This window comes from Kribbella sancticallisti (assembly GCF_039530625.1).
GTDB lineage: Bacteria > Actinomycetota > Actinomycetes > Propionibacteriales > Kribbellaceae > Kribbella > Kribbella sancticallisti.
In genome coordinates, this window is record NZ_BAAAOS010000058.1 from 22,660 (window position 1) to 43,208 (window position 20,549).

The 20,549-nt window shown below is 68.4% G+C and carries 22 protein-coding genes; 13 read left to right on the top strand and 9 right to left on the bottom strand.

All coding sequences use genetic code 11. The features are described from left to right. Nucleotides 1-137: 137 nt before the first annotated feature. From ABD255_RS37200 to ABD255_RS37220, 5 genes are all read left to right on the top strand, one after another. On the top strand, nt 138-413 hold the full coding sequence (locus tag ABD255_RS37200) for a DUF167 domain-containing protein (RefSeq protein WP_344221501.1): 276 nt from the start codon (nt 138-140) through the stop codon (nt 411-413). Between the two features lie 167 nt (nt 414-580). After that, the gene (locus tag ABD255_RS37205; protein WP_344221502.1) at nt 581-1,192 is read left to right on the top strand and encodes a TraR/DksA family transcriptional regulator; all 612 of its coding nucleotides are present in this window, start codon (nt 581-583) and stop codon (nt 1,190-1,192) included. Between the two features lie 176 nt (nt 1,193-1,368). Beyond that, nucleotides 1,369-1,848 carry a signal peptidase II gene (gene lspA, locus ABD255_RS37210; RefSeq protein WP_344221503.1) on the top strand — a complete coding sequence of 160 codons (480 nt, stop codon included), beginning with the start codon at nt 1,369-1,371 and terminating at the stop codon, nt 1,846-1,848. 20 nt (nt 1,849-1,868) lie between these two features. Then, nucleotides 1,869-2,777, top strand: coding sequence for an RluA family pseudouridine synthase (locus ABD255_RS37215; RefSeq protein ID WP_344221615.1), 909 nt, complete (start codon nt 1,869-1,871; stop codon nt 2,775-2,777). Beyond that, on the top strand, nt 2,774-3,415 hold the full coding sequence (locus ABD255_RS37220) for a Type 1 glutamine amidotransferase-like domain-containing protein (RefSeq protein WP_344221504.1): 642 nt from the start codon (nt 2,774-2,776) through the stop codon (nt 3,413-3,415). The genes ABD255_RS37215 and ABD255_RS37220 overlap by 4 nt, the downstream gene beginning before the upstream one ends. Here the strand turns inward: ABD255_RS37220 and ABD255_RS37225 are convergent. Beyond that, nucleotides 3,412-4,014: a TetR/AcrR family transcriptional regulator gene (locus ABD255_RS37225; protein ID WP_344221505.1), complete on the bottom strand. Its 603-nt coding sequence runs from the start codon at nt 4,012-4,014 to the stop codon at nt 3,412-3,414. The genes ABD255_RS37220 and ABD255_RS37225 overlap by 4 nt on opposite strands. A gap of 57 nt (nt 4,015-4,071) precedes the next feature. On the opposite strand from ABD255_RS37225, the gene ABD255_RS37230 reads away from it, so the two are divergent. Next, the gene (locus ABD255_RS37230; RefSeq protein WP_344221506.1) at nt 4,072-4,479 is read left to right on the top strand and encodes a RidA family protein; all 408 of its coding nucleotides are present in this window, start codon (nt 4,072-4,074) and stop codon (nt 4,477-4,479) included. Nucleotide 4,480: 1 nt separating this feature from the next. Here ABD255_RS37230 and ABD255_RS37235 read toward each other — a convergent pair whose 3' ends face one another. Beyond that, complete coding sequence (locus tag ABD255_RS37235) at nt 4,481-5,284, bottom strand: alpha/beta hydrolase (RefSeq protein WP_344221507.1); 804 nt, start codon at nt 5,282-5,284, stop codon at nt 4,481-4,483. A gap of 190 nt (nt 5,285-5,474) precedes the next feature. Between ABD255_RS37235 and dnaE the strand changes: the two genes are divergently transcribed. After that, nucleotides 5,475-9,020 (top strand): DNA polymerase III subunit alpha, encoded by a 3,546-nt coding sequence (gene dnaE / locus ABD255_RS37240; protein WP_344221508.1) that lies wholly within the window; start codon nt 5,475-5,477, stop codon nt 9,018-9,020. Between the two features lie 44 nt (nt 9,021-9,064). After that, nucleotides 9,065-9,703, top strand: a complete 639-nt coding sequence (locus ABD255_RS37245) for a hypothetical protein (protein WP_344221509.1) — start codon at nt 9,065-9,067, stop codon at nt 9,701-9,703. On the opposite strand, the gene ABD255_RS37250 is transcribed toward ABD255_RS37245, so the two are convergent. Then, nucleotides 9,700-10,089 (bottom strand): hypothetical protein, encoded by a 390-nt coding sequence (locus ABD255_RS37250; RefSeq protein WP_344221510.1) that lies wholly within the window; start codon nt 10,087-10,089, stop codon nt 9,700-9,702. The two genes, ABD255_RS37245 and ABD255_RS37250, sit on opposite strands and share 4 nt — an antisense overlap. A gap of 51 nt (nt 10,090-10,140) precedes the next feature. Between ABD255_RS37250 and ABD255_RS37255 the strand changes: the two genes are divergently transcribed. The 4 genes from ABD255_RS37255 to ABD255_RS37270 all read left to right on the top strand — a co-directional run bounded on the left by ABD255_RS37255 (nt 10,141) and on the right by ABD255_RS37270 (nt 14,182). Beyond that, nucleotides 10,141-11,652: a DUF3352 domain-containing protein gene (locus ABD255_RS37255; RefSeq protein ID WP_344221511.1), complete on the top strand. Its 1,512-nt coding sequence runs from the start codon at nt 10,141-10,143 to the stop codon at nt 11,650-11,652. A 133-nt stretch (nt 11,653-11,785) separates the two neighbouring features. Then, complete coding sequence (locus ABD255_RS37260) at nt 11,786-12,157, top strand: VOC family protein (protein WP_344221512.1); 372 nt, start codon at nt 11,786-11,788, stop codon at nt 12,155-12,157. Nucleotides 12,158-12,198: 41 nt separating this feature from the next. Then, the gene (locus ABD255_RS37265; protein ID WP_344221513.1) at nt 12,199-13,083 is read left to right on the top strand and encodes a LysR family transcriptional regulator; all 885 of its coding nucleotides are present in this window, start codon (nt 12,199-12,201) and stop codon (nt 13,081-13,083) included. Between the two features lie 25 nt (nt 13,084-13,108). Next, nucleotides 13,109-14,182 (top strand): serine hydrolase domain-containing protein, encoded by a 1,074-nt coding sequence (locus ABD255_RS37270; protein WP_344221514.1) that lies wholly within the window; start codon nt 13,109-13,111, stop codon nt 14,180-14,182. Here the strand turns inward: ABD255_RS37270 and ABD255_RS37275 are convergent. The 4 genes from ABD255_RS37275 to ABD255_RS37290 are packed head-to-tail and all read right to left on the bottom strand — an operon-like array spanning nt 14,119 to nt 17,931. Then, nucleotides 14,119-14,688, bottom strand: coding sequence for a class I SAM-dependent methyltransferase (locus ABD255_RS37275; protein ID WP_344221515.1), 570 nt, complete (start codon nt 14,686-14,688; stop codon nt 14,119-14,121). The two genes, ABD255_RS37270 and ABD255_RS37275, sit on opposite strands and share 64 nt — an antisense overlap. A 51-nt stretch (nt 14,689-14,739) precedes the next feature. Next, complete coding sequence (gene recQ, locus ABD255_RS37280; RefSeq protein ID WP_344221516.1) at nt 14,740-16,623, bottom strand: DNA helicase RecQ; 1,884 nt, start codon at nt 16,621-16,623, stop codon at nt 14,740-14,742. Between the two features lie 26 nt (nt 16,624-16,649). Further along, nucleotides 16,650-17,093 carry a VOC family protein gene (locus ABD255_RS37285; protein WP_344221517.1) on the bottom strand — a complete coding sequence of 148 codons (444 nt, stop codon included), beginning with the start codon at nt 17,091-17,093 and terminating at the stop codon, nt 16,650-16,652. Between the two features lie 4 nt (nt 17,094-17,097). Next, nucleotides 17,098-17,931 (bottom strand): helix-turn-helix domain-containing protein, encoded by an 834-nt coding sequence (locus ABD255_RS37290; RefSeq protein WP_344221518.1) that lies wholly within the window; start codon nt 17,929-17,931, stop codon nt 17,098-17,100. 142 nt (nt 17,932-18,073) lie between these two features. On the opposite strand from ABD255_RS37290, the gene ilvD reads away from it, so the two are divergent. After that, complete coding sequence (gene ilvD / locus ABD255_RS37295) at nt 18,074-19,924, top strand: dihydroxy-acid dehydratase (protein ID WP_344221519.1); 1,851 nt, start codon at nt 18,074-18,076, stop codon at nt 19,922-19,924. A gap of 6 nt (nt 19,925-19,930) precedes the next feature. On the opposite strand, the gene ABD255_RS37300 is transcribed toward ilvD, so the two are convergent. After that, complete coding sequence (locus tag ABD255_RS37300; RefSeq protein WP_344221520.1) at nt 19,931-20,239, bottom strand: type II toxin-antitoxin system PemK/MazF family toxin; 309 nt, start codon at nt 20,237-20,239, stop codon at nt 19,931-19,933. Next, nucleotides 20,239-20,475 carry a ribbon-helix-helix domain-containing protein gene (locus tag ABD255_RS37305; RefSeq protein ID WP_344221521.1) on the bottom strand — a complete coding sequence of 79 codons (237 nt, stop codon included), beginning with the start codon at nt 20,473-20,475 and terminating at the stop codon, nt 20,239-20,241. The genes ABD255_RS37300 and ABD255_RS37305 overlap by 1 nt, the downstream gene beginning before the upstream one ends. Nucleotides 20,476-20,549 lie beyond the last annotated feature (74 nt).

Sequence of the window (20,549 nt, forward strand, 5' to 3'; positions counted from 1 at the left end):
GTGAGTCCTCACGGACCGTTCTTCCGGCGGCTCCGGGGTGATAGCCCCATCCCAGCCTTGCGGTTTGCTGCCCAAGCATACGACTCCGCACCACCCGACTACGAATCGTTAATCAGTGGTCAAGCGAGAATTCCTCCATGAGAATTCTCGTGCGGGTGAAACCGGGTGCTTCCCGGACCGCGGTCGGCGGCCGGTACGACGGTCCGGCGGGCGTGGCCCTGGTCGTCTCGGTGGCGGCTCGCGCGGTGGAGGGACAGGCCACGAAGGCTGTTCTGCGGGCGGTCGCGCAGGCGCTGGGGGTGAAGCGGTCCGCGGTGACGCTGGTACGCGGTGCTACCAGCCGCGACAAACTGCTCGAGGTGGTGGGGAATGAGGCTGAGATCGAGCCGAGACTGAAGCAACTGCTTGCCTGATCGGCGTCCGAGATGTGGCTGTGACGCGCGAAACATCGAGCGGCCTTGAAGAACCGACTACCGTATGTCCACGGTCTGCGCGTCGGGCTGGCACGTTGCCTTTACGTGTCCTACTGTCTTGCGACCAGTCCGCTTCAGTCTCCGACGAAGGCAGGGGGTAGTCGACCATGGCTACATCGGCTCCGAAGAAGTCCGCCCCCAAACGTCCGACCGCGGCCGAGAAAAGCGCCGCGAAATCCGCCGAGCCGGCCAAGAAGACGCCGGCCAAACAGCCTTCATCGAAGAAGGCCCCTGCCAAGAAGACTCCGACGAAGAGGGTGGCCATGAAGACGAACGAGAACCGCACCCCGGCGACGGCGCCGGCCAAGTCGCCCGCCAAGAAGGCCGAGAACCTGACCGTCAAGGCCGGCGAGAGCCCCTGGTCCGCCACCGAGATGGAAGAACTGCGCGGTGAACTGGTCGCCGACGCGGCCCACCTGAAGGAAGAGATCCGCGACGCCGAGCAGGAGATCGTCGGACTGCTCCGCGACGGCGGCGACGGCGCCGGCAACGACCAGGCCGACGTCGGTTCCACCACCCTCGAGCGGGACCACGAGATGTCGCTGGCGAACAACGCCCGGGACATGCTGGACCAGATCGAGCGGGCGCTGTCCCGGATCGACGACGGCACCTACGGCGTCTGCGAGAGCTGCGGCAAGGCGATCGGCAAGGGTCGGTTGCAGGCGTTCCCGCGTGCGACACTGTGCGTGTCATGCAAAGAACGCGAAGAACGCCGCTGAGCGACCCAGGACCGTCCCAGCCCCCACGGGACTCCCAGCCAGAACCGGCCGACCTCGAGTCGGCCGGTTCTCCCTCATCCGCCCCCACTGAGGCCGCTGCTGAAGCTGCGTCCGAGAGCAGCCCTGCCGACGGCTCCAAAACTCCTGCTTCGACCGCTGGGCGGTCGGGGCGGTTGATGGTGGTGTTCGGAGTGGTTGGGCTGGTCGTGCTGGGGCTGGATCAGCTGACCAAGGTGCTCGCGTTGCAGCACCTCACGCCGGGGGAGCCGGTGAACGTGATCGGGTCGCTGCTCAAGTTCAACCTGATCCGCAACCCGGGTGCCGCGTTCAGCCTCGGGTCGGACTTCACTCCGGTGATCAGCGCGATCCAGATCATCGTCGCCATCGGCGTCGTCTGGCTGTCGCGCAAGCTCGGCTCGGTCGGCTGGGCGGTCGCGTTCGGCTTCCTGTTCGGCGGCGCGGTCGGCAACATCACCGACCGGATCTTCCGCGAGCCGTCGCCGTTCCACGGGCACGTGGTCGACTTCCTGCAGACGCCGCACTGGGCGATCTTCAACGTCGCCGACATGGCCGTCACCTCGGCCGCGATCCTGCTGGTGATCCAGACCCTGCGCGGCATCAAACTCGACGGCACGAAGGACGTGGGCAAGAAGTGAGCGGCGATTCGCGCACGGTGATGGTCCCCGACGGCCTCGCCGGTGAGCGGCTCGACGCCGCCCTGTCCCGCCTGTTCGGGGTCTCCCGGACGAAGGCCGCCGAGATGATCGAGTCCGGCCTGGTCCAGGTCGACGGCTCACCGGCGCTCAAGTCGGCCCGGGTCTCGGCCGGCGTGATGCTCGACGTCGAACTGCCCCCGCCGCCGGGTGAGATCACCGTCGTCCCGCAGACGGTCGACAACCTGCGGATCGTGCACGACGACGACGAGATCGTGGTCGTCGACAAGCCGGTCGGCGTGGCCGCGCACCCGTCGCCGGGCTGGACCGGCCCGACCGTGATCGGCCACCTCGCCGGAGCCGGCTTCAACATCTCCACCAGCGGCGCCGCCGAGCGCAAGGGCATCGTGCACCGCCTCGACGTCGGTACGTCGGGCCTGATGGTGGTCGCGAAGACGGAGTACAGCTACACCGTGCTCAAGCGCGCCTTCAAGGAGCGCACGGTGACGAAGATCTACCACGCGCTGGTGCAGGGTCATCCCGACCCGTTCACCGGGACCGTGGACGCGCCGATCGACCGGCACCCGCACCACGACTACAAGTTCGGTGTGGTGGCCGGCGGCAAGCCGAGCGTCACGCACTACGAGACGCTCGAGGCGTTCCGCTTCGCCACCCTGCTCGAGATCACGCTGGAGACCGGCCGGACCCACCAGATCCGCGTCCACATGGCCGCGATCGGACATCCGTGCTGCGGCGACCTGACGTACGGCGCCGACCCGGTCCTGGCCGAGCGCCTTCAACTCTCCCGTCAGTGGCTGCACGCCATGCGCCTGGGCTTCGCTCACCCCGGCTCGGGGGAGTACGTCGAGTACACCTCGGAGTACCCGGCCGACCTCGACCACGCTCTGGATCAGCTCGCCGACGCCCAGTGAAGCTCTACCTGTCCTCCTTCCGGCTGGGTGACCACCCCGAGCGGCTGGTCGCCCTGCTGCCGGAGGCGGGCCGGGTCGCGGTGATCTGCAACGCGGTCGACGCCGTGGATCCCGCCGTACGCCGGCAGGCGGTGGTGGCCGAGATCGAGTGGCTGACCGCCCTCGGCCTTCGCCCCGAGGAACTCGACCTCCGCTCGTACTCCGAGCGCGGCGCTCGCTTCGGCCAGGACCTGCGCGCGCGACTGGCGCAGTACGACGGTCTGTGGGTGCGTGGCGGCAACGCCTTCGTACTGCGCTCTGCCCTGGCCGCGAGTGGCGCCGACCAGTTCCTGGCTGAGCTCATCCGTTCGGAGTCCTTCGTGTACGCCGGCTACAGCGCGGGCGCCTGCGTCCTGGCCCCGAGCCTGCGTGGTCTCGAACTCTGCGACGACATCACCGAGGTCGAGGGCGAGCTGAGCTGGGACGGTCTCGGCGTGCTCGACGAGGCGATCGTTCCTCATCTGAACTCCCCGGGTCACCCGGAGGCGGAACTGGTGGAGAAGGTGCTCGCCTTCTATCAGAGCACCGGCGTGCGCCATCTACCCATGAGCGACGGCCAGGCTCTGGTTGTCGACGGCGACACGCGCGAACTCGTCTAGCTCCAGCCCAGGCCGACCGAGCGGCGGCAGCGAGCAGGCTCGTCGCCGGCCTGGACGAACAGCGCCGTGAGCATCGGTACGGCGTAGGCCAGCGCCTCGCGAGGCAGCGGGCCGGTGACCGTCAACGACGCGAGGCCGTGGCCGATGGTCCAGGTCTGGGTGGCGAGCTCGAGGGGATCGGTGTCGTCGGAGAATCGGCCGGCGGCCTTCGCGCGCGCGACCGCCTCGACCAGTCGATGGAGCGAGGCGTCCGCGGCGGCGAGGTCCTCCAGGTCGGCCTCGGCGTCGAACATCACCCGGTAGAGATCGGGATTGGCCTCGGCATTCGCCACGTACGCCGACCCGAGGGCGGCCAGATCGCGGACCGGGTCGGTCGACGGGACGACGTCGGCGAGGACCACCGCGAGCCGGGTGAAGCCCTCCTGGCGAACGGCCTTCCACAGGCCGTCGATGCCGTCGAAGTAGGTGTAGACGGCCATCGTCGACACCCCCGTCCCGTCCACCAGTGAGCGCAGCGTGATCGGCTGCCGCGCGCGGAGCATCTGTGCGGCCCGCTCGATCAGCAGCGATCGAACGGCCGGATCTTTGCGCCTGACCATGGTCTTACTATACATAACGCTGTTATGGTTTGGGTTCCGACAACTGAGGAGCGAGTCATGAGCGTGACGCTGATCAACCCCGACTGCCTGCCGAAGCCCGAGGTCTACCGGCAGTTGTCCATCGCGACTGGATCCCGGCTGGTCTTCCTGGCCGGGCAGGTGGCCCGGGACAGTGAAGGCCGGCCGGTCGGCGAGGACGACCTCGCGGCGCAGGTCGAGCAGGCGTATCTCAACATCGGGAACGCGCTGACGGAGATCGGTGGGTCGTTCGACGATGTGGCCAAGCTGACGGTCTATGTCGTCGACTGGCACCTCGACAAGATGCCGCTGCTGGGCGAAGGCGTCGCTCGCGCGGCCGCCAAGCTCGGCGTCGATCCGGTCAAGCCGATCACCCTGCTTGGTGTCGCCGCGCTGGGGGAGCCGGATCTGCTCGTCGAGGTCGAGGCCACCGCTGTCCTCGACTAGCTCATCTGGCGGCTTGATCGGCGAGTTCGACGATGGCCTTTATGAGCGCGGAGCCGTGCACGAGTGCGGAGTCGTTGTGGTTGGCGCCCGGTATCTCGACCAGGTTCTTCAGCGTGGGAGTTGCTGCTGCCACCGATCGACTCTGCTCCGGCGGGACGACGGAGTCGTTGGCGCCGAGCACCACCACGACTGGGGCCTTCACGCGAGCGAGTTGCTCGGCCAGCGGGAAGTCGTCGCGGAGTAACAGGCTGACGGGAAGAAATGGGTAGTGCTCCCGGCCGACTGAGGCGAGGTCGACGAACGGCGAGCGCAGTACCAGTCCGTCTGGGGGTGTCTCGGTGGCGAGTTCGGTGACCACCGCGGCGCCGAGGCTTTCGCCGTAGTACAGGATGCGGTTGGCTTCATGGGTGAGAAATCGCTGGGCCGCGCGGACGTCGTGGGCGAGGCCGCGCTCGCTCGGACTACCTTCATTGCCGCCATAGCCGCGGTAGTCGAACAGCAGGACGGTCAGCCCCTCGGCAGCCAGAGCTCGCGCCAACGGTGCTCGATCTGCTCGGTTGCCCGCGTTTCCGTTGGCGACCAGTACTGCGATGCCGCGGTCGGGATTGGCGGGCGGGACCAGCCAGGCGCCGAGCTGTACGCCGTCGTCTGTCTCGAGTACCACGTCGCGCGCGCCGGGCAGTACTGTCGCCGCCGGCGCGACGGCGGTCGTGTCGGGCAGGTAGATGAGGCGGCGCTGGAATCCCCAGACGAGGGCGAGGACCAGCAGCACCACGGCAGCTGCGACTAACCCGACCCTGACCACGCACCCAGTGTGCCGGGCCGGGGTCGCGAGCAAGCTCGCAGCTGTGGTTGAGCGGAGAGCCGCGACCGGATATCGGGCGATTTCGCGGGCGCCGGACGGGCTGCTCGGAGGGGCACCGCAAAAGTGTCAGAAGGCCCGCATAGGCTGTCCCAGTCCCGCTCACACACGCCTCTGGGAGGTCTGCGAAGACATGGCGTCCAGCGACAGTTTCGTGCATCTACATGTGCACACCGAGTACTCGATGCTGGATGGCGCCGCGCGGATCGACGAGTTGTTCAAGACCGCCCAGGAAATGGGCATGCCGGCGATCGCGACCACCGACCACGGCTACGTGTTCGGGGCCTACGAGTTCTGGAAGACGGCGAAGAAGTACGACGTCAAGCCGATCATCGGCGTCGAGGCGTACCTGACGCCGCACACCCACCGCAGTGAGCGGAAGCGGGTCAAGTGGGGCGACGCGAACAGCGGCCGCGACGACGTCTCGGGCAGCGGTGCCTACACCCACATGACGCTGCTCGCGAAGAACACCAGCGGCATGCACAACCTGTTCAAGATGTCGTCGCTGGCCAGCCTCGAGGGGTACTACTTCAAGCCCCGGATGGACCGCGAGCTGCTGCAGACCTACGGCAAGGGCCTGATCGCGACCACCGGCTGCCCGTCGGGCGAGGTGCAGACCCGGCTCCGGCTCGGGCAGTACAAGGAGGCCGTCGAGGCGGCCGCCGAGTTCCGCGACATCTTCGGCGCGGAGAACTACTACTGCGAGCTGATGGACCACGGGCTCGGCATCGAGCGCAACATCCAGGGCGACCTGCTGAAGCTGGCCAAGGAGCTCGGCCTGCCGCTGGTCGCCACGAACGATCTGCACTACACCAAGCCCGAGGACTCGGTCGCCCACGCGGCGCTGCTGTGCGTGCAGTCGGGCTCGACGCTGTCGGACCCGAACCGGTTCAAGTTCGACGCGAACGAGTTCTACGTGAAGACCGCCGCCGAGATGCGCGAGGTCTGGAAGGACTACCCGGAGGCCTGCGACAACACGCTGCTGATCGCCGAGCAGTGCGACGTCAGCTTCACCGAGGGGGAGGGCCGGTTCATGCCGCGCTTCCCTTGCCCGGAGGGGCACAACGAGGAGTCCTGGTTCATCGCCGAGGTCGAGACCGGCCTGCACAAGCGCTACCCGGCCGGTGTCCCGGACCACGTCCGCAAGCAGGCGGAGTACGAGATCGAGGTCATCACCTCGAAGGGGTACGCCGGCTACTTCCTGGTCGTCGCCGACTTCATCAACTGGGCCAAGGAGCACGGCATCCGGGTCGGCCCGGGCCGTGGTTCCGGTGCCGGTTCGATGTGCGCGTACGCGATGCGGATCACCGACCTCGACCCGCTCCAGCACGGCCTGATCTTCGAGCGGTTCCTGAACCCGGAACGTATGTCGATGCCCGACTTCGACATCGACTTCGACGACCGCCGCCGCCCCGAGGTGATCCGCTACGTCACCGAGAAGTACGGCGACGACCGGGTCGCGATGATCGTCACCTACGGCACGATCAAGGCCAAGCAGGCGATCAAGGACGCCGGCCGGGTGCTCGACTACCCGTTCGCGATGGGCGACCGGATCACCAAGGCGATGCCGCCCGCGGTGATGGGCAAGGACGTGCCGCTGTCCGGCATCTTCGACCCGAACCACAAGCGGTACTCCGAGGCCGGCGAGTTCCGCCAGCTGTACGAGTCCGACCAGGACGTCCGCAAGATCGTCGACACCGCGCGCGGGCTGGAGAACCTGAAGCGCCAGTGGGGCGTGCACGCGGCCGGCGTGATCATGTCCAGCGAGCCGCTGATCGAGCTGATCCCGATCATGCGCCGCGACCAGGACGGCCAGGTCATCACCCAGTTCGACTACCCGAGCTGCGAGACGCTCGGCCTGGTCAAGATGGACTTCCTGGGCCTGCGGAACCTGACGATCATGGACGACGCGGTCAAGAACGTCGAGGCCAGCCGCGGCATCACGCTGGACCTGGACGCGCTGGGCCGAAGCCTCGACGACGGCCCGACCTTCGAGCTGCTGGGCCGCGGTGACACGCTCGGTGTCTTCCAGTTCGACGGCGGCCCGATGCGGGCGCTGCTGCGGCTGATGAAGCCGGACAACTTCGAGGACATCTCGGCCGTCGGCGCGCTCTACCGGCCCGGGCCGATGGGCGCGAACAGCCACACCAACTACGCGCTGCGCAAGAACAAGCAGCAGGAGATCAGCTACCCGCACGACGAGCTCGCGGTCGCGCTGGAGCCGATCCTCGGAACGACGTACGGCCTGATCGTCTACCAGGAGCAGGTCATGGCGATCGCGCAGCAACTCGCGGGCTACACGCTCGGCAAGGCGGATCTGCTCCGCCGGGCGATGGGCAAGAAGAAGCGCGAGGTGCTGGACGCGGAGTACGTCGGCTTCTCCGAGGGGATGAAGGCGAACGGCTTCTCCGACCAGTCGATCAAGGCGTTGTGGGACGTCCTGGTCCCGTTCTCCGACTACGCGTTCAACAAGGCGCACTCGGCGGCGTACGGGCTGGTCTCGTACTGGACCGCGTACCTGAAGGCGAACTACCCGGCGGAGTACATGGCCGCTGTTCTGACGTCCGTGAAGGACGACAAGGACAAGATGGCCATCTACCTGAACGAGTGCCGCCGGATGGGCATCAAGGTGCTGCCGCCGGACGTGAACGAGTCCGACTCGAACTTCACCCCGGTCGGTACCGATGTCCGCTTCGGCCTGTCGGGGATCCGCAACGTCGGCGTCAACGTGGTGGCCGAGATCGTCGCCGCGCGCGAGTCCGAGGGCCGGTTCACCGACTTCGTCGACTTCATCGACAAGGTGCCGCTGCCGGTCTGCAACAAGCGCGTCATCGAGTCGCTCGCCAAGGCCGGCTCGTTCGACTCGATGGGGCACGCCCGGCGCGCGGTCGTCGCGGTGCACGAGCAGGCGGTGGACGAGGCGATCGACCTCAAGCGGAACGAGGCGCACGGGCAGTTCGACCTGTTCAGCATGGGCGACGACAGCGACGAGGGGGAGGGCAACTCCCGGCTCACCGTGACGGTGCCCGAGATCGAGGAGTGGGACAAGGCGACCAAGCTCGCGCACGAGCGCGACATGCTCGGTCTGTACGTCTCCGACCACCCGCTGTTCGGCGTCGAGCACGTGCTCACCAACGGCACCGACTGCACGATCGGCCAGTTGCTCGCGGACGAGGACCGGCCGGACGGCACCCAGGTGACGATCGGCGGCCTGGTCACCGCGGTCCAGCGCAAGGTGAACAAGCGCGGTGACATCTACGCCATCGTCACCATCGAGGACCTCGAGGGTTCGATCGAGGTGATGATGTTCTCCTCGGCCTACCAGTTGGCCGCGCACCTGCTCACCAACGACGCGATCATCTTGATGAAGGGCCGGTTGCGCCGCCGCGACGACCGGGTCGAGCTGAGTGGTTCCGACGTCACCGTGCCCGACCTGACCGAGGGCCCGAGCGGACCGGTGGTGATCACCATGCCGGTCAACCGCTGTACGCCGCCGCTGGTCGAGCAACTCCGCGACGTGCTGCAGTCTCACCCGGGGATGACCGAGGTGCAGTTGCGGTTGCAGGCCCGGCAGAAGACGACCGTGATGCGAATCGGCGACCGGTTCCGGGTCACCCCGACCTCGTCGCTGATGGCCGACCTCAAGGCGCTGCTCGGCCCGTCGTGTCTGGCCGGCTGAGGCCGGTGAGCGACGATCCTTTGGCGATACGTCAGACTGGCGAGGTGAGTCACCCAGTTCAGCCTCAGCCCGGTCACTACCAGCCGGGGCAGCCGGCGCCGTACAGCCAGCATCCGTTCGGTGTGCCCATGCCGGTGGTGCAGGAGCCGAAGCTCCCGTGGGGCAAGGCGATCGCGGTCATCGTCGCGGCCTTCCTGGTCGCCGGTGTCATTGGCGGCTGGGCATGGCAGCAGTTCGCGCCGCTGGCGCAGTACACCGTGGACGAGAACGGTGGGTCGCTCGGCGAGGAGCAGATGACCAAGGTCTTCGGGCCGGACGGCGCCTTCACCTCGATCGGCTTCCTCGCCGGCCTGGTGCTCGGCGGCCTGCTGTTCTGGTGGTTGCGCAACTACGGCCCGTGGTCGGTCGGCATCGTCGTGCTGGGCTCGGCGCTGGGAGCCGGAATCGCCTGGGGTGTGGGGATGCTGCTCGGGCATGACCCGCTGCAGCCACGGCTGGAGACGGCCAGGCCCGGTGACCTGCTGGCCGCGCCGCTGGAGCTGCATACCTGGACGCCGCTGGCCTCCTGGCTGGTCGGCGCCGCCCTCGCGTCAGCGATCATCGCGGCCCTGACCTGGCGTTCAGAACCCATTGCAACCGGATCGACGCCTGCCGCGTCAGAATCGTCGCCGCAGGTGCACTAGCCTGTTTCGGCCCGGTGGTGAGGCCACCGGCGACGCGAGGGGGCTACATGTCCGACAACACCAATCCGCCGGCTGGTGGGCACCACCCGGGTGCCGCAGGCGGACCACAGGGCCCGTACGGCGGCCCACCGCAGGGACAACCCCAGCACAACCCGTACGCCGCACCGCAAGGCCAGCAAGGCCAGTACTCCGGTCAGCAGGGACCTGGTTCGGCCCAGCCGGGTCAGCCGCAGCCGGGCCAGTACGGACAGCCTGGCCAGCAGCCCGGCCAGTACGGACGGCCCGGCCAGCAGCCTGGGCAGTACGGCCAGCCGCAGAACCCGCAGTATGGACAGCAGGGTCCGCAGTACCAGGGCCAGCAGGGTCCGCAGTACGGCGGAGGCCAATCGCAGCAGGGGTTGTGGCCGCAGCAGGGGCAGCCGGACTACCCGCAGCCGATGCAGGGCAACTACCCGGGTGGTGGCGGACAGCCGCCGTACGGGGCGTTCCCGCAGGCGCAGCAGTGGCAGCCGGAGCCGAAGAAGAATCGCGGCAAGCTGGTCCCGCTGGTCGCGGTCCTGGCCGTGCTCGCGGTCGTTGCCGGCGGCAGCATCTTCGCCTACGCCCGTCTCAGCGGTGGTGACCAGCCGGCCGCGGTCCTGCCCGGCAACGCCGTCGGCTACGCGCGGATCGACCTGAACCCGTCGGCCGGCCAGAAGGTCGCGGCGCTGCGGTTCCTGATGAAGTTCCCGTCGGCCAAGGAAAAGATCGGGCTGACCAGCGACAACGACGACCTGCGGCAGAAGCTGTTCGAGCTGATCAAGAAGGAGTCCGGCGACGACCTGGCCGCCGTCGACTTCGACAAGGACGTCAAGCCGTGGCTCGGCGACCGGGCCGGGGTGGCCGCGGTTCCGGGCAAGGACGGCGAGGAGCCGGACGGCATCGTCGCGGTCGAGGTCAAGGACGAGGGCAAGGCCAACGCCGGCCTGGACAAGCTGTTCGCGAACGAGAAGGACAAGCCGGGCCGCGCGTTCAGCAACGGCTACGTGATCCTGTCCGACGACCAGCCGACGGTCGACGCGGCGGTTGCCGCCAGCAAGGACAACCCACTGTCCGAGAACGCCAAGTTCAGCAAGGACATGGACGCGCTCGGCGAGCAGGGCTTCGTCTCCTTCTGGGCCGACACCAAGGCGCTCACGCTGGCCGCGGGCAAGAAGCTGACCGATGAGCAGCGGGCGGCGGTGCCGGAGGGCAGCATGGCCGCGGCGCTGCGGTTCGACGCGCAGTACGTCGAGCTGAAGGGGATCGTGCACGGCGACCAGAGCGTGAAGGTGAACACCTCCAACGCCGGCGACGTCGTCGCGAAGCTGCCGGACACGACCGCCGGGGCGGTCGCGGTGTCCGACGGCGAGAACCTGCTCAGCACGGCCTGGACGCAGATGGAGAAGGCCGGCGGGCTCAACCTGGGTGAGCTGACGAAGAACTTCACCGCGGAGTACGGCCTGACCCTGCCGGACGACCTGAAGACGCTGCTCGGCAAGAACTTCGCCGTCGTGGTCGACAAGGACTCCGCCGACGGCCCCAAGATCGCCGCCCGGATGGAGACCGACCCGGCCAAGGCCGAGGCGGTCGTGGGCAAGGTGAAGGAACTGCTCAGCACCCGGACCCGGCTGAACATCCCGATCGAGCTCGCGAAGGACGGCAGCACGCTGGTCGCCGCCACCGACAAGAGCTACGCCGAGCAGGTGCTGAAGGGCGGCAACCTCGGCCAGTCGGAGAGCTTCAAGCAGGCCGTGCCGGACGCGTCCGACGCGGTGGCGGTCGGCTACGTCGACTTCGCCGGCCTGTCGGCGCTGAACGAGGAACTGTCCTCGAACAAGGACTACGCCGCGCTCCGCTCGGCCGGCTTCTCCACCCGGAGCACCGGCGACGGCGAGGCCGACTTCACCCTGCGGGTGGTCGCGAAGTAATCCGCTCGAAGAAGACCCGGACGGCTTGAGACGCAGCCGTCCGGGTCTTCTGGCTTTCTGTGCGCCGCGATGTCGAAAACCGCCGGCCGGTCTCTACCTAGGGATGACACACCCCCTGGAAAGGACCCTTGAGATGAACCACATCACCGACATCCGCACCATCGCGATCCCCGTCACCGACCAGGACCGCGCGCTCGACTTCTACGTCGGCAAGCTGGGCTTCGAGAAGCACATGGACGCGCCCCTCCCGCAGCTCGGCGGCCGCTGGATCGTCGTCGCCCCGCCCGGCACCTCCACCACCCTCGCCCTGACCCCGGCTTCGGACGCCACTCCTGCCGGCACCGACACCGGCATCCGTCTCGTCACCCCCGACGCTGCCGCCGCCCACACCGCCCTGACCACCGCCGGCGTCACCACCGACGACCTCCTCGCCTGGCCCGGCATCCCGCCGATGTTCACCTTCCGCGACCCCGACAACAACCAGCTCTACCTGATCGAGGAGTAGCGGCCCCTGTCATACCCTGCAGGTATCAGGAGGTGGGTGGCGTGGACGTCGACCTGCGCAAGATCCGGTACTTCGTGGCGCTGGCTGAGGAGCTGCATTTCGGCCGGGCGGCTGAGCGGTTGCACATCGCTCAGCCGGTGTTGTCGCGGCAGATCCGGGCGTTGGAGGACGAGCTCAAGGTCCAGCTCCTCGTCCGGACCAAGCGGGCGACCGAGTTGACCGCGGCCGGGCGGCAGTTGCTGGACGACGCGCGGCCGTTGCTCGCCTCGGCGGAGGCGGCGCGGCGCCGGGTGGTGCAGGCGTCACGGGGGACGAGGACGTTCACCATCGGCTTCATGCCCGGCATCACCGTCACCGCCGCCGTGCGCGCGTTCACCGCGCGGCACCCTGAGTTGACGATCGAGCTGCTCCGGACGTCCTGGCACGACCAGGTCGAGGTCCTGCGGGACGGCCGGGCGGACGTGAGCATCGTCCGGTTGCCGATCGACCAGCAGGGCTTGACCATTCGCCCACTGTTCGACGAGCCGAGGGTGGCAATGCTGCCGGCAGATCACCGGCTGGCCGGGAAGCCGTCGATCCGGATCGGCGACCTCGCGGACGAGCACCTGCTGCAGGATCCGGACGCGGTACCGGAGTGGCGCGACATCGCCGTCGAACTGCGGGAGGGGACTGCCGGCCGGGTGCCGACCTTCCAAAGTGTTGAGGAGAAGCTCGAACATGTCGCGGCACGCAACGGCATCTCTGTCCTCCCGCTGTCGACGGCGAGTTTCTACACCCGCCCCGACGTCGTCCCCGTCCCCATCGAGGACATCGGCCCGAACCATGTCTGCTTGGCCTGGTCGTCCACCCGCCGCTCCAAGGTGATCCACGACTTCGCCGATCTGGCCCTCGACGTGGTCAACGGCGAGCAAGCCGCGCCGACCTGACCCTGGAGCACGCGACCATCGAGGGATGAAGCCCGGGGCGAAGTCGGCGGTGGTGTTGGCGCTGGTGGTGGGCCTAGGCGGCTGCTCCTCGGGCAACCAGGAGTCGGCCGTGCCCGCCCCGGCCTCGACGCCAGCCCGGCAGGAACTGCCCGCTCCCGCGACCACCGCTCTCGATCCGGGCAAGGCCGCGGCGCTTCAGGCCGTGCTGGCGAAGGTGGTCGGCACTCCCGAGAGTGAGGCGGGTTCCCGAGGAGTCACGGCGGCGGTGGTGACTGACAAATGGGTGTGGTCCGGCGCCGCGGGCAAGGATGCCGCCGGGACCGCGTTGACGCCGCAGACGAGCATGGGCGTCGCGAGCATCACGAAGACCTTCGTCGCCGCGGAGGTGCTTCTGCTCGCGCAGAACAAGAAGATCGACCTGGATGCGCCGCTGTCGAAGTACGTGCAGCACAAGCTGACCGCCAACAACGCCACTGTCCGGCAGCACCTCGGCATGCGGTCCGGAGTACCGAACTATCTGCCTGACGACTACGGCCGGATGGACAAAGCGATCGCCGCGGCGCCCGGAGAGCACTGGACTCCTGAGCAGGCTCTGTCCTACGACACTGCCGAGCCGACCCAACCGGACAGCCCTTACAACTACAGCAATCCCAGCTACGTGCTGCTCGGGATGCTGATCGAGAAGGTGACCGGCGAACCACTCGCGACCGTACTGCGCCGCGACCTCGCCAAGCCCGCCGCGCTCGAGCGAGCCGCCTTCCAGGACGGGGAGAAACCCCAGCCGCCACTGGCCGAGGACCGCAACCCGATCTGCGGCCGAGCGGTCGACGGCTTCACCCCGTGCCGCGCGATCGCCAGCCTCTCCGCGGCCAATGCGGGCCTCGCCGCCGATGCGCCGACGGTCGCACGATGGGGCTACCAGCTGTACGGCGACCGCGTCGTACCGGCGGAGGTGGTCAAGCAGATGACCACCGGCGACGGCGAGTACGGCCTGGGCACGATGCTGTTCTCGCAGTCTTTCGGCGTCGGCACCGGCTACGGCCACCGCGGCAGGATCTCCCAACGGGTCACGCTGTCGTGCGGGCCTTCCTCGAAGTAGCGGCCCACGATGCGCCGGGTGGTGCCGTCGGTGTGGTCGACCAGTTCCCCGTGCGCCGGCGCCTTGTAACAGGGGTGCACGATCGACGCCACGAACCATCCTCCCGGCACGAGGACGCGGGCGATCGACCGGATCGTCGGCTCGAGCTCGGGGATGTCCATCAACGCCATGTGGCAGACGACGCCGTCGAACGAATCGTCGGCGAGCCCGTGCAGGTCGTGCGCACTGCCATGGCGGTACTCGATGCCGCGAGGGCTTTCCTGCTCGAGCGTGCGGGCGTGAGCCAGGAGTGACGGGGAGGCGTCGACGCCGACCACCGAGGCGCCGAGGTCCGCGAGGCGTCTGGCGTCGCGCCCTTGACCACAGGCGATCGCGGCGACCCGCTGGCCGCGGACGTCACCCACCATCTCGTCGAACGTCGGATCGTCCAGGCCGGCACCGTCGGGGTCGACGGTCGCGTGGTAGACGTCGGCCAGTTCTTCATAGGCACTCGTGATGTCGGTCATGTGTTGTCCAACGGCGCCGGCCCGGCCGAAGTTGCCTTGTCTGCTGTCGGCCTACTCCTCGGCGGCCAGCGTCGCCAGCACACCCTCGCCGTACTTCGCCAGTTTGTTCTCACCCACGCCGCTGATCTTCCCGAGCTCGGCCAGCGTGCTCGGCAGGTCGGTCGCGATCTGCCGCAGCGTGGCGTCGTGGAAGATCACGTACGCCGGGACGCCCTGCTCCTTGGCGACGGCACCTCGCCAAGTACGCAGCCGCTCGAACACCGGCGCGGCCTCGGGAGCGAGATCCACGGCGGCCTTCTTCTTCCCACCGCTCGAGCGGGAGGACCGGCCGACCCGCTCGGGCTCGCGGCGCATCATCACGTCGCGACGCCGGCCGAGCACCTCGGCGCTGTCGTCGGTGAGCAGCAGGGTGCCGTAGTCACCTTCCACCGCGAGCAGTCGCTGGGCAAGGAGTTGGCGGACCACGCCGCGCCACTCGGTGTCCTTCAGTTCGGTGCCGATGCCGAACACCGTCAGTTCGTCGTGCCGGAACTGCGAGACCTTCGGGGTGACCTTGCCGAGCAGGATGTCGATCACCTGACCCGCGCCGAACTTCTGGTTGCGCTCGTGCTGCAGCCGGTAAACGGTCGAGAGCAGCTTCTGTGCCGCGATCGTGCCGTCCCAGGACTCCGGTGGCGTCAGGCAGGTATCGCAGTTGCCGCAGGGCTCGCCGTCCTGTGTTGCATTCATTCCCCGCCCCACCGCCCCGGTCTGGCCGAAGTACGCGAGGAGTTGTTGCCGGCGGCACTGCACGGTTTCGCAGAGGGCGAGCATCGCGTCGAGGTGCGTGCCGAGGCGACGGCGGTGCGCGGCGTCGCCCTCGGAGGTGTCGATCATCTTGCGCTGCTGCACGACGTCCTGCAGCCCGTAGGCCAGCCAGGCGGTCGACGGCAGTCCATCGCGGCCCGCGCGACCGGTCTCCTGGTAGTAGCCCTCGACCGACTTCGGCAGGTCCAGGTGCGCGACGAACCGCACGTCCGGCTTGTCGATCCCCATCCCGAACGCGATCGTCGCGACCACGACCAGCCCGTCCTCACGAAGGAAGCGGGACTGGTGCTTCGCCCGCATCCTGCTGTCGAGGCCGGCGTGGTACGGCACCGCCTCGATGCCGTTCTGGGTCAGGAACGTCGCGGTCTTCTCGACACTGTTGCGGGACAGGCAGTACACGATGCCCGCGTCGCCGGCGTGCTCGGTCCGCAGCAGGTCGAGCAACTGCCGCTGCGGATTGTCCTTCGGCACGATCCGGTACTGGATGTTCGGCCGGTCGAAGCTGGCGACGAAGTGCTTGGCCTCGGCCAGGTTCAGCCGGGTCGCGATCTCCCGGTGGGTGGCCTCGGTCGCGGTGGCGGTCAGCGCGATCCGCGGTACGTCGGGCCAGCGCTCGTGCAATTCCGAGAGCATCAGGTAGTCGGGCCGGAAGTCGTGGCCCCACTGGGAGACACAGTGCGCCTCGTCGATCGCGAACAGCGAGATCTTGCCCTGGTCGAGCAGCCGAACGGTCTGCTCGACCCGGAGCCGCTCGGGCGCCAGGTAGAGCAGGTCGAGCTCGCCGGACAGGAACGCCTGCTCCACCTCGCGGCGCTGCTCGTAGTCCTGGGTCGAGTTGAGAAACCCGGCCCGTACGCCGAGCGCCGTCAGCGCGTCCACCTGGTCCTGCATCAACGCGATCAGTGGCGAGATGACCACCCCGACGCCCGATCGGACCAGCGCCGGGATCTGGTAGCACAGCGACTTGCCGCCACCGGTCGGCATCAGTACGAGGGCGTCACCGCCACCGACCACGGTCTCGATGATGTCCTGCTGCTCGCCGCGGAACGAGTCGTACCCGAACACCCGGTGCAGGACCTGCAGGGCCTCGCTCGAGGTGTCGTCCAGCGGCTGGGTCGTCTCGGTCACCCGGCGATTCTACGGAGATTCGGCCGTCACTGTTGGGGGCCTGTGGACGACGCGCCGATCTCGCCGCCGTACGTGCCGACACTCCACACGTTGCCCTCGAAATCGGTGACGGCGAACCCGCGCGATCCGTAGTCCTCGTCGCGCATCTCCCGGAGCACGGTCGCCCCCGCCGCCATCACCTTCGGCCACAACGCGTCCGGGTCGTCGTGCACGAGGTACACGGCGGCGGCCTGGTCCACGTACTTGTCGAACTCGTTCGGCTCGGCGTTGCGGTCGATCGAGCTCACCATCACGCCACCACCCGCGGGCCAGGCCAGCTCGGCGTGGGCGATGGACCCTTCGGCGACTCCCGGGTACTGGGCGACGAGGCTGAACCCGAGGCCTTCGGTCAGGAACTTCAGCGCGGCCTGGCCATCCCGGTAGATCAGGGTTGGCCAGACGCCGATCTTGGTGTCTGTCTTCGTGTCCATGACCTCAGACTGGCTCGTCCACCCCGGCATCGTCTTGTACGAATGGGAGCTCCTCGGTGATCCACTGCCGCGGCGAACACCCGGCCAGCGAGTGCCACTCGCGGGTCAGGTGCGCCTGGTCGGCGTACCCGAGGTCAGCCGCGAGATCAGCCAACCGGGTCCTCGGCCGCCGCTTCAGCCGCCCGACCGCCTGCTCGAACCGCATCACCCGCGCCGCCACCTTCGGCGCCAGCCCGTACTCCGTCCGGAACCGCTCCGTCAGGTGCCGCCGGCTCCAGCCGACCTCCGCCGCCAATTCCTGTACTCCGACGCCGCCCGCCGTCTCACACAGCCGTCGCCAGGCCCAGCTGAGCTCGGCCTGCGGCGCGGGGATGGGCTCGTCTCGCCACGCCTCGAGCAGCAGCGTCTCAACGATGGTGAACCGCTGCTCCCAGTCCTGCGCGGCCCGTAGCCGCTCGCCGAGCTCCTGGGCGGACTGGCCGAGTAGCTTGTCGACATCCAGCACGACCGAGGCCAGCTCGCCGGATGGAAGCCCGAGCAGGGCCCGTGAACCAGCCGGGGTCAGGCCGAGCTGGAGACCGGACATGTTGGGGGAGTCGCCGATCCGGACAGCGGTCGAGTGCAGGCCGCTCACGGCGGTGGTGAACTTCTCCACCGGTGCGCCCGGCCAGGCGATGCCCAGCGGCTCGTCCAGACTGATCACGACCGTCAGACACCGCGTCGGCAGCCCGCGGTGCAGCTCCGGCGGATCACCCTGGTAGGCGTAGCCGACGAAGTCGCCGAGATACGGGCGCAGCGCGGGATGGATCCGCCGCCCGAGAAGCTCGAAGCCCTCCATCTCCCCAGGCTAGAGCGACCCGCCGACAGAAGTCCCGACCCCGCCGGCCGGAAGATCCGCCATCCGGGACTGGCGTTTCGGCATCTGGACCGCTAGTGGCACCATGCAAGGAGCTGTTCCGAGAACCTTTGGAGAGATCGTCGTGCCTGAACTGAGGTCCCGTACCGTCACCCACGGCCGCAACATGGCGGGCGCCCGCGCCCTCATGCAGGCCTCCGGCGTCGCCAGAGAGGACTTCGGCAAACCGATCATCGCCGTGGCGAACAGCTTCACCGAGTTCGTCCCCGGCCACACCCACCTCCAGCCGGTCGGCCGGATCGTCTCCGAGGCGATCCACGCGGCCGGCGGGATCGCGCGTGAGTTCAACACGATCGCGGTCGACGACGGCATCGCGATGGGCCACGGCGGCATGCTCTACAGCCTGCCGTCGCGCGACCTGATCGCCGACTCGGTCGAGTACATGGTCGAGGCGCACTGCGCGGACGCGCTGGTCTGCATCTCCAACTGCGACAAGATCACCCCGGGGATGCTGATGGCCGCGCTGCGGCTGAACATCCCGACCGTGTTCGTCTCCGGCGGTCCGATGGAGGCAGGCCGGGCCACCCTGGTCGACGGCACCGTACGCAAGCTGGACCTGATCGACGCGATGTCCGAGGCCGTCAACGAGAACGTCTCCGACGCCGACATCCTGCGGATCGAGGAGAACGCCTGCCCGACCTGTGGATCCTGCTCGGGCATGTTCACCGCGAACTCGATGAACTGCCTGACCGAGGCGATCGGCCTGTCGCTGCCGGGCAACGGCTCGGTGCTGGCGACCCACACCGCCCGCAAGGCCCTGTACGAGAACGCCGGCCGCACCGTCGTCGAGATCACCAAGCGGTACTACGACACCGACGACGACACCGTGCTGCCCCGGGTGGTCGCGTCGCGGGCCGCGTTCGAGAACGCGATGGCGCTCGACATCGCGATGGGTGGTTCGACCAACACGATCCTGCACCTGCTCGCCGCCGCCCAGGAGGCCGAGGTCGACTTCGACCTGGACGACATCAACGCCGTCTCCCGCCGGGTGCCCTGCCTGGCGAAGGTCGCGCCGAACGTCGCACCCGGCGGCACGTACTACATGGAGGACGTGCACCGGGCGGGCGGCATCCCGGCGATCCTCGGCGAGCTGTACCGCGCCGGGCTGCTGAACGAGGACATCCACACCGTGCACAGCGCTTCGATCGACGAGTGGCTGAAGAACTGGGACGTCCGCAGCGGGTCGCCCTCCGCCGAGGCGGTCGAGCTCTGGCACGCGGCGCCCGGGTGCAAGCGGTCCGCGACGGCGTTTTCGCAGTCCGAGCGCTGGGAGACTCTCGACACCGACGCTGCCGGCGGCTGCATCCGCGACGCCGAGCACGCGTACTCCGCTGACGGCGGCCTGGCGGTCCTCAAGGGCAACCTGGCAGTCGACGGGTGTGTGGTGAAGACGGCGGGCGTGGACGAGTCGATCTGGACCTTCCAGGGCCCTGCGGTCGTCTGCGAGTCGCAGGAGGAGGCGGTGGAGAAGATCCTCGCCAAGGCGGTCCGGCCCGGCGACGTCGTCGTGATCCGCTACGAGGGTCCCAAGGGTGGGCCTGGGATGCAGGAGATGCTCTACCCGACGTCGTTCCTGAAGGGCCGGGGGTTGGGCAAGGTCTGCGCCCTTGTCACCGACGGCCGCTTCTCCGGCGGTACTTCGGGTCTGTCGATCGGCCACGCGTCGCCCGAGGCGGCGTCGGGCGGCACGATCGCCCTGGTGCAGGACGGCGACCAGATCCGCATCGACATCCCGAACCGCTCGATCGAGCTGCTGGTCTCCGAGGATGAGCTCGCAGTTCGCCGCGAAGCCCTTGGTGGCGTCTACGCACCCAAGTCTCGGGACCGCAAGGTCTCCGCGGCTCTGCGCGCTTACGCCGCGATGGCCACCAGCGCGGACAAGGGCGCGGTACGGGACATCAGCAAGCTCGGCTGAGGCCTGTCAGCGGAGTGGTTCGAGGTCGAAGGCGAGGGTGATGGCTTCGGCCAGGGCGGCTTCCTGGTCGGGGAGCAGATAGCCGATCAGGCGGCCGAGCTGGACCTTGGGGATGGTCTGGATGTTGTCGCAGCTGATCGCGCTGGGGTGGTCCAGGCCGTTCTGAGAACCGACCAGGACCTCGGTGGACAGGCCGCGGATCGTGCTGGTGATCGGGGCGACGGTGACGTTGGTCAGCCGCGGCCGGATCAGCTCGCGGGTGAGTACGACCACCGGCCGGGGCTTGTCGAGCCGGGCGACGTGCAGCGGGCGCATCAGTCGAGGTCGGACAGCGCAGTACCACCGGCGTAGCTCGCGAGTCCGTCCAGGTCGGAGGGCTCGCCGTACTCGGCGAGAATGGCCGCGTCCCGCTCGGCCAGCTCCCGGCGACGCTCACGCTCCATCGCCCGGGCGACCACGGACGCCCGGCTGGAGGCCTTGTTGTCGTCGACCAGCCGGTCCATGAACTCGACCAGTTCGTCCGGCAACCGCACGGTGATCTGCTTACTCATACCAAAACCATACCGCTCCGGGATTCACTTCTCCACCGGTGACCTACCTCCAGCACCTCAGCTGCCGGACTGAG

Bases quoted from the DNA above. Each gene is read 5' to 3' on its own strand.
- lspA (WP_344221503.1), top strand. From the start codon at position 1,369: ATGGTGGTGTTCGGAGTGGTTGGGCTGGTCGTGCTGGGGCTGGATCAG.
- ABD255_RS37290 (WP_344221518.1), bottom strand. From the start codon at position 17,931: ATGGAGGGCTTCGAGCTTCTCGGGCGGCGGATCCATCCCGCGCTGCGC.
- ABD255_RS37215 (WP_344221615.1), top strand. From the start codon at position 1,869: ATGGTCCCCGACGGCCTCGCCGGTGAGCGGCTCGACGCCGCCCTGTCC.
- ABD255_RS37275 (WP_344221515.1), bottom strand. From the start codon at position 14,688: ATGACCGACATCACGAGTGCCTATGAAGAACTGGCCGACGTCTACCAC.
- ABD255_RS37200 (WP_344221501.1), top strand. From the start codon at position 138: ATGAGAATTCTCGTGCGGGTGAAACCGGGTGCTTCCCGGACCGCGGTC.
- ABD255_RS37300 (WP_344221520.1), bottom strand. From the start codon at position 20,239: ATGCGCCCGCTGCACGTCGCCCGGCTCGACAAGCCCCGGCCGGTGGTC.
- ABD255_RS37225 (WP_344221505.1), bottom strand. From the start codon at position 4,014: ATGGTCAGGCGCAAAGATCCGGCCGTTCGATCGCTGCTGATCGAGCGG.
- ABD255_RS37230 (WP_344221506.1), top strand. From the start codon at position 4,072: ATGAGCGTGACGCTGATCAACCCCGACTGCCTGCCGAAGCCCGAGGTC.
- ABD255_RS37255 (WP_344221511.1), top strand. From the start codon at position 10,141: ATGCAGGGCAACTACCCGGGTGGTGGCGGACAGCCGCCGTACGGGGCG.
- ABD255_RS37205 (WP_344221502.1), top strand. From the start codon at position 581: ATGGCTACATCGGCTCCGAAGAAGTCCGCCCCCAAACGTCCGACCGCG.
- ABD255_RS37305 (WP_344221521.1), bottom strand. From the start codon at position 20,475: ATGAGTAAGCAGATCACCGTGCGGTTGCCGGACGAACTGGTCGAGTTC.
- ABD255_RS37285 (WP_344221517.1), bottom strand. From the start codon at position 17,093: ATGGACACGAAGACAGACACCAAGATCGGCGTCTGGCCAACCCTGATC.
- ABD255_RS37260 (WP_344221512.1), top strand. From the start codon at position 11,786: ATGAACCACATCACCGACATCCGCACCATCGCGATCCCCGTCACCGAC.
- dnaE (WP_344221508.1), top strand. From the start codon at position 5,475: ATGGCGTCCAGCGACAGTTTCGTGCATCTACATGTGCACACCGAGTAC.
- ABD255_RS37270 (WP_344221514.1), top strand. From the start codon at position 13,109: ATGAAGCCCGGGGCGAAGTCGGCGGTGGTGTTGGCGCTGGTGGTGGGC.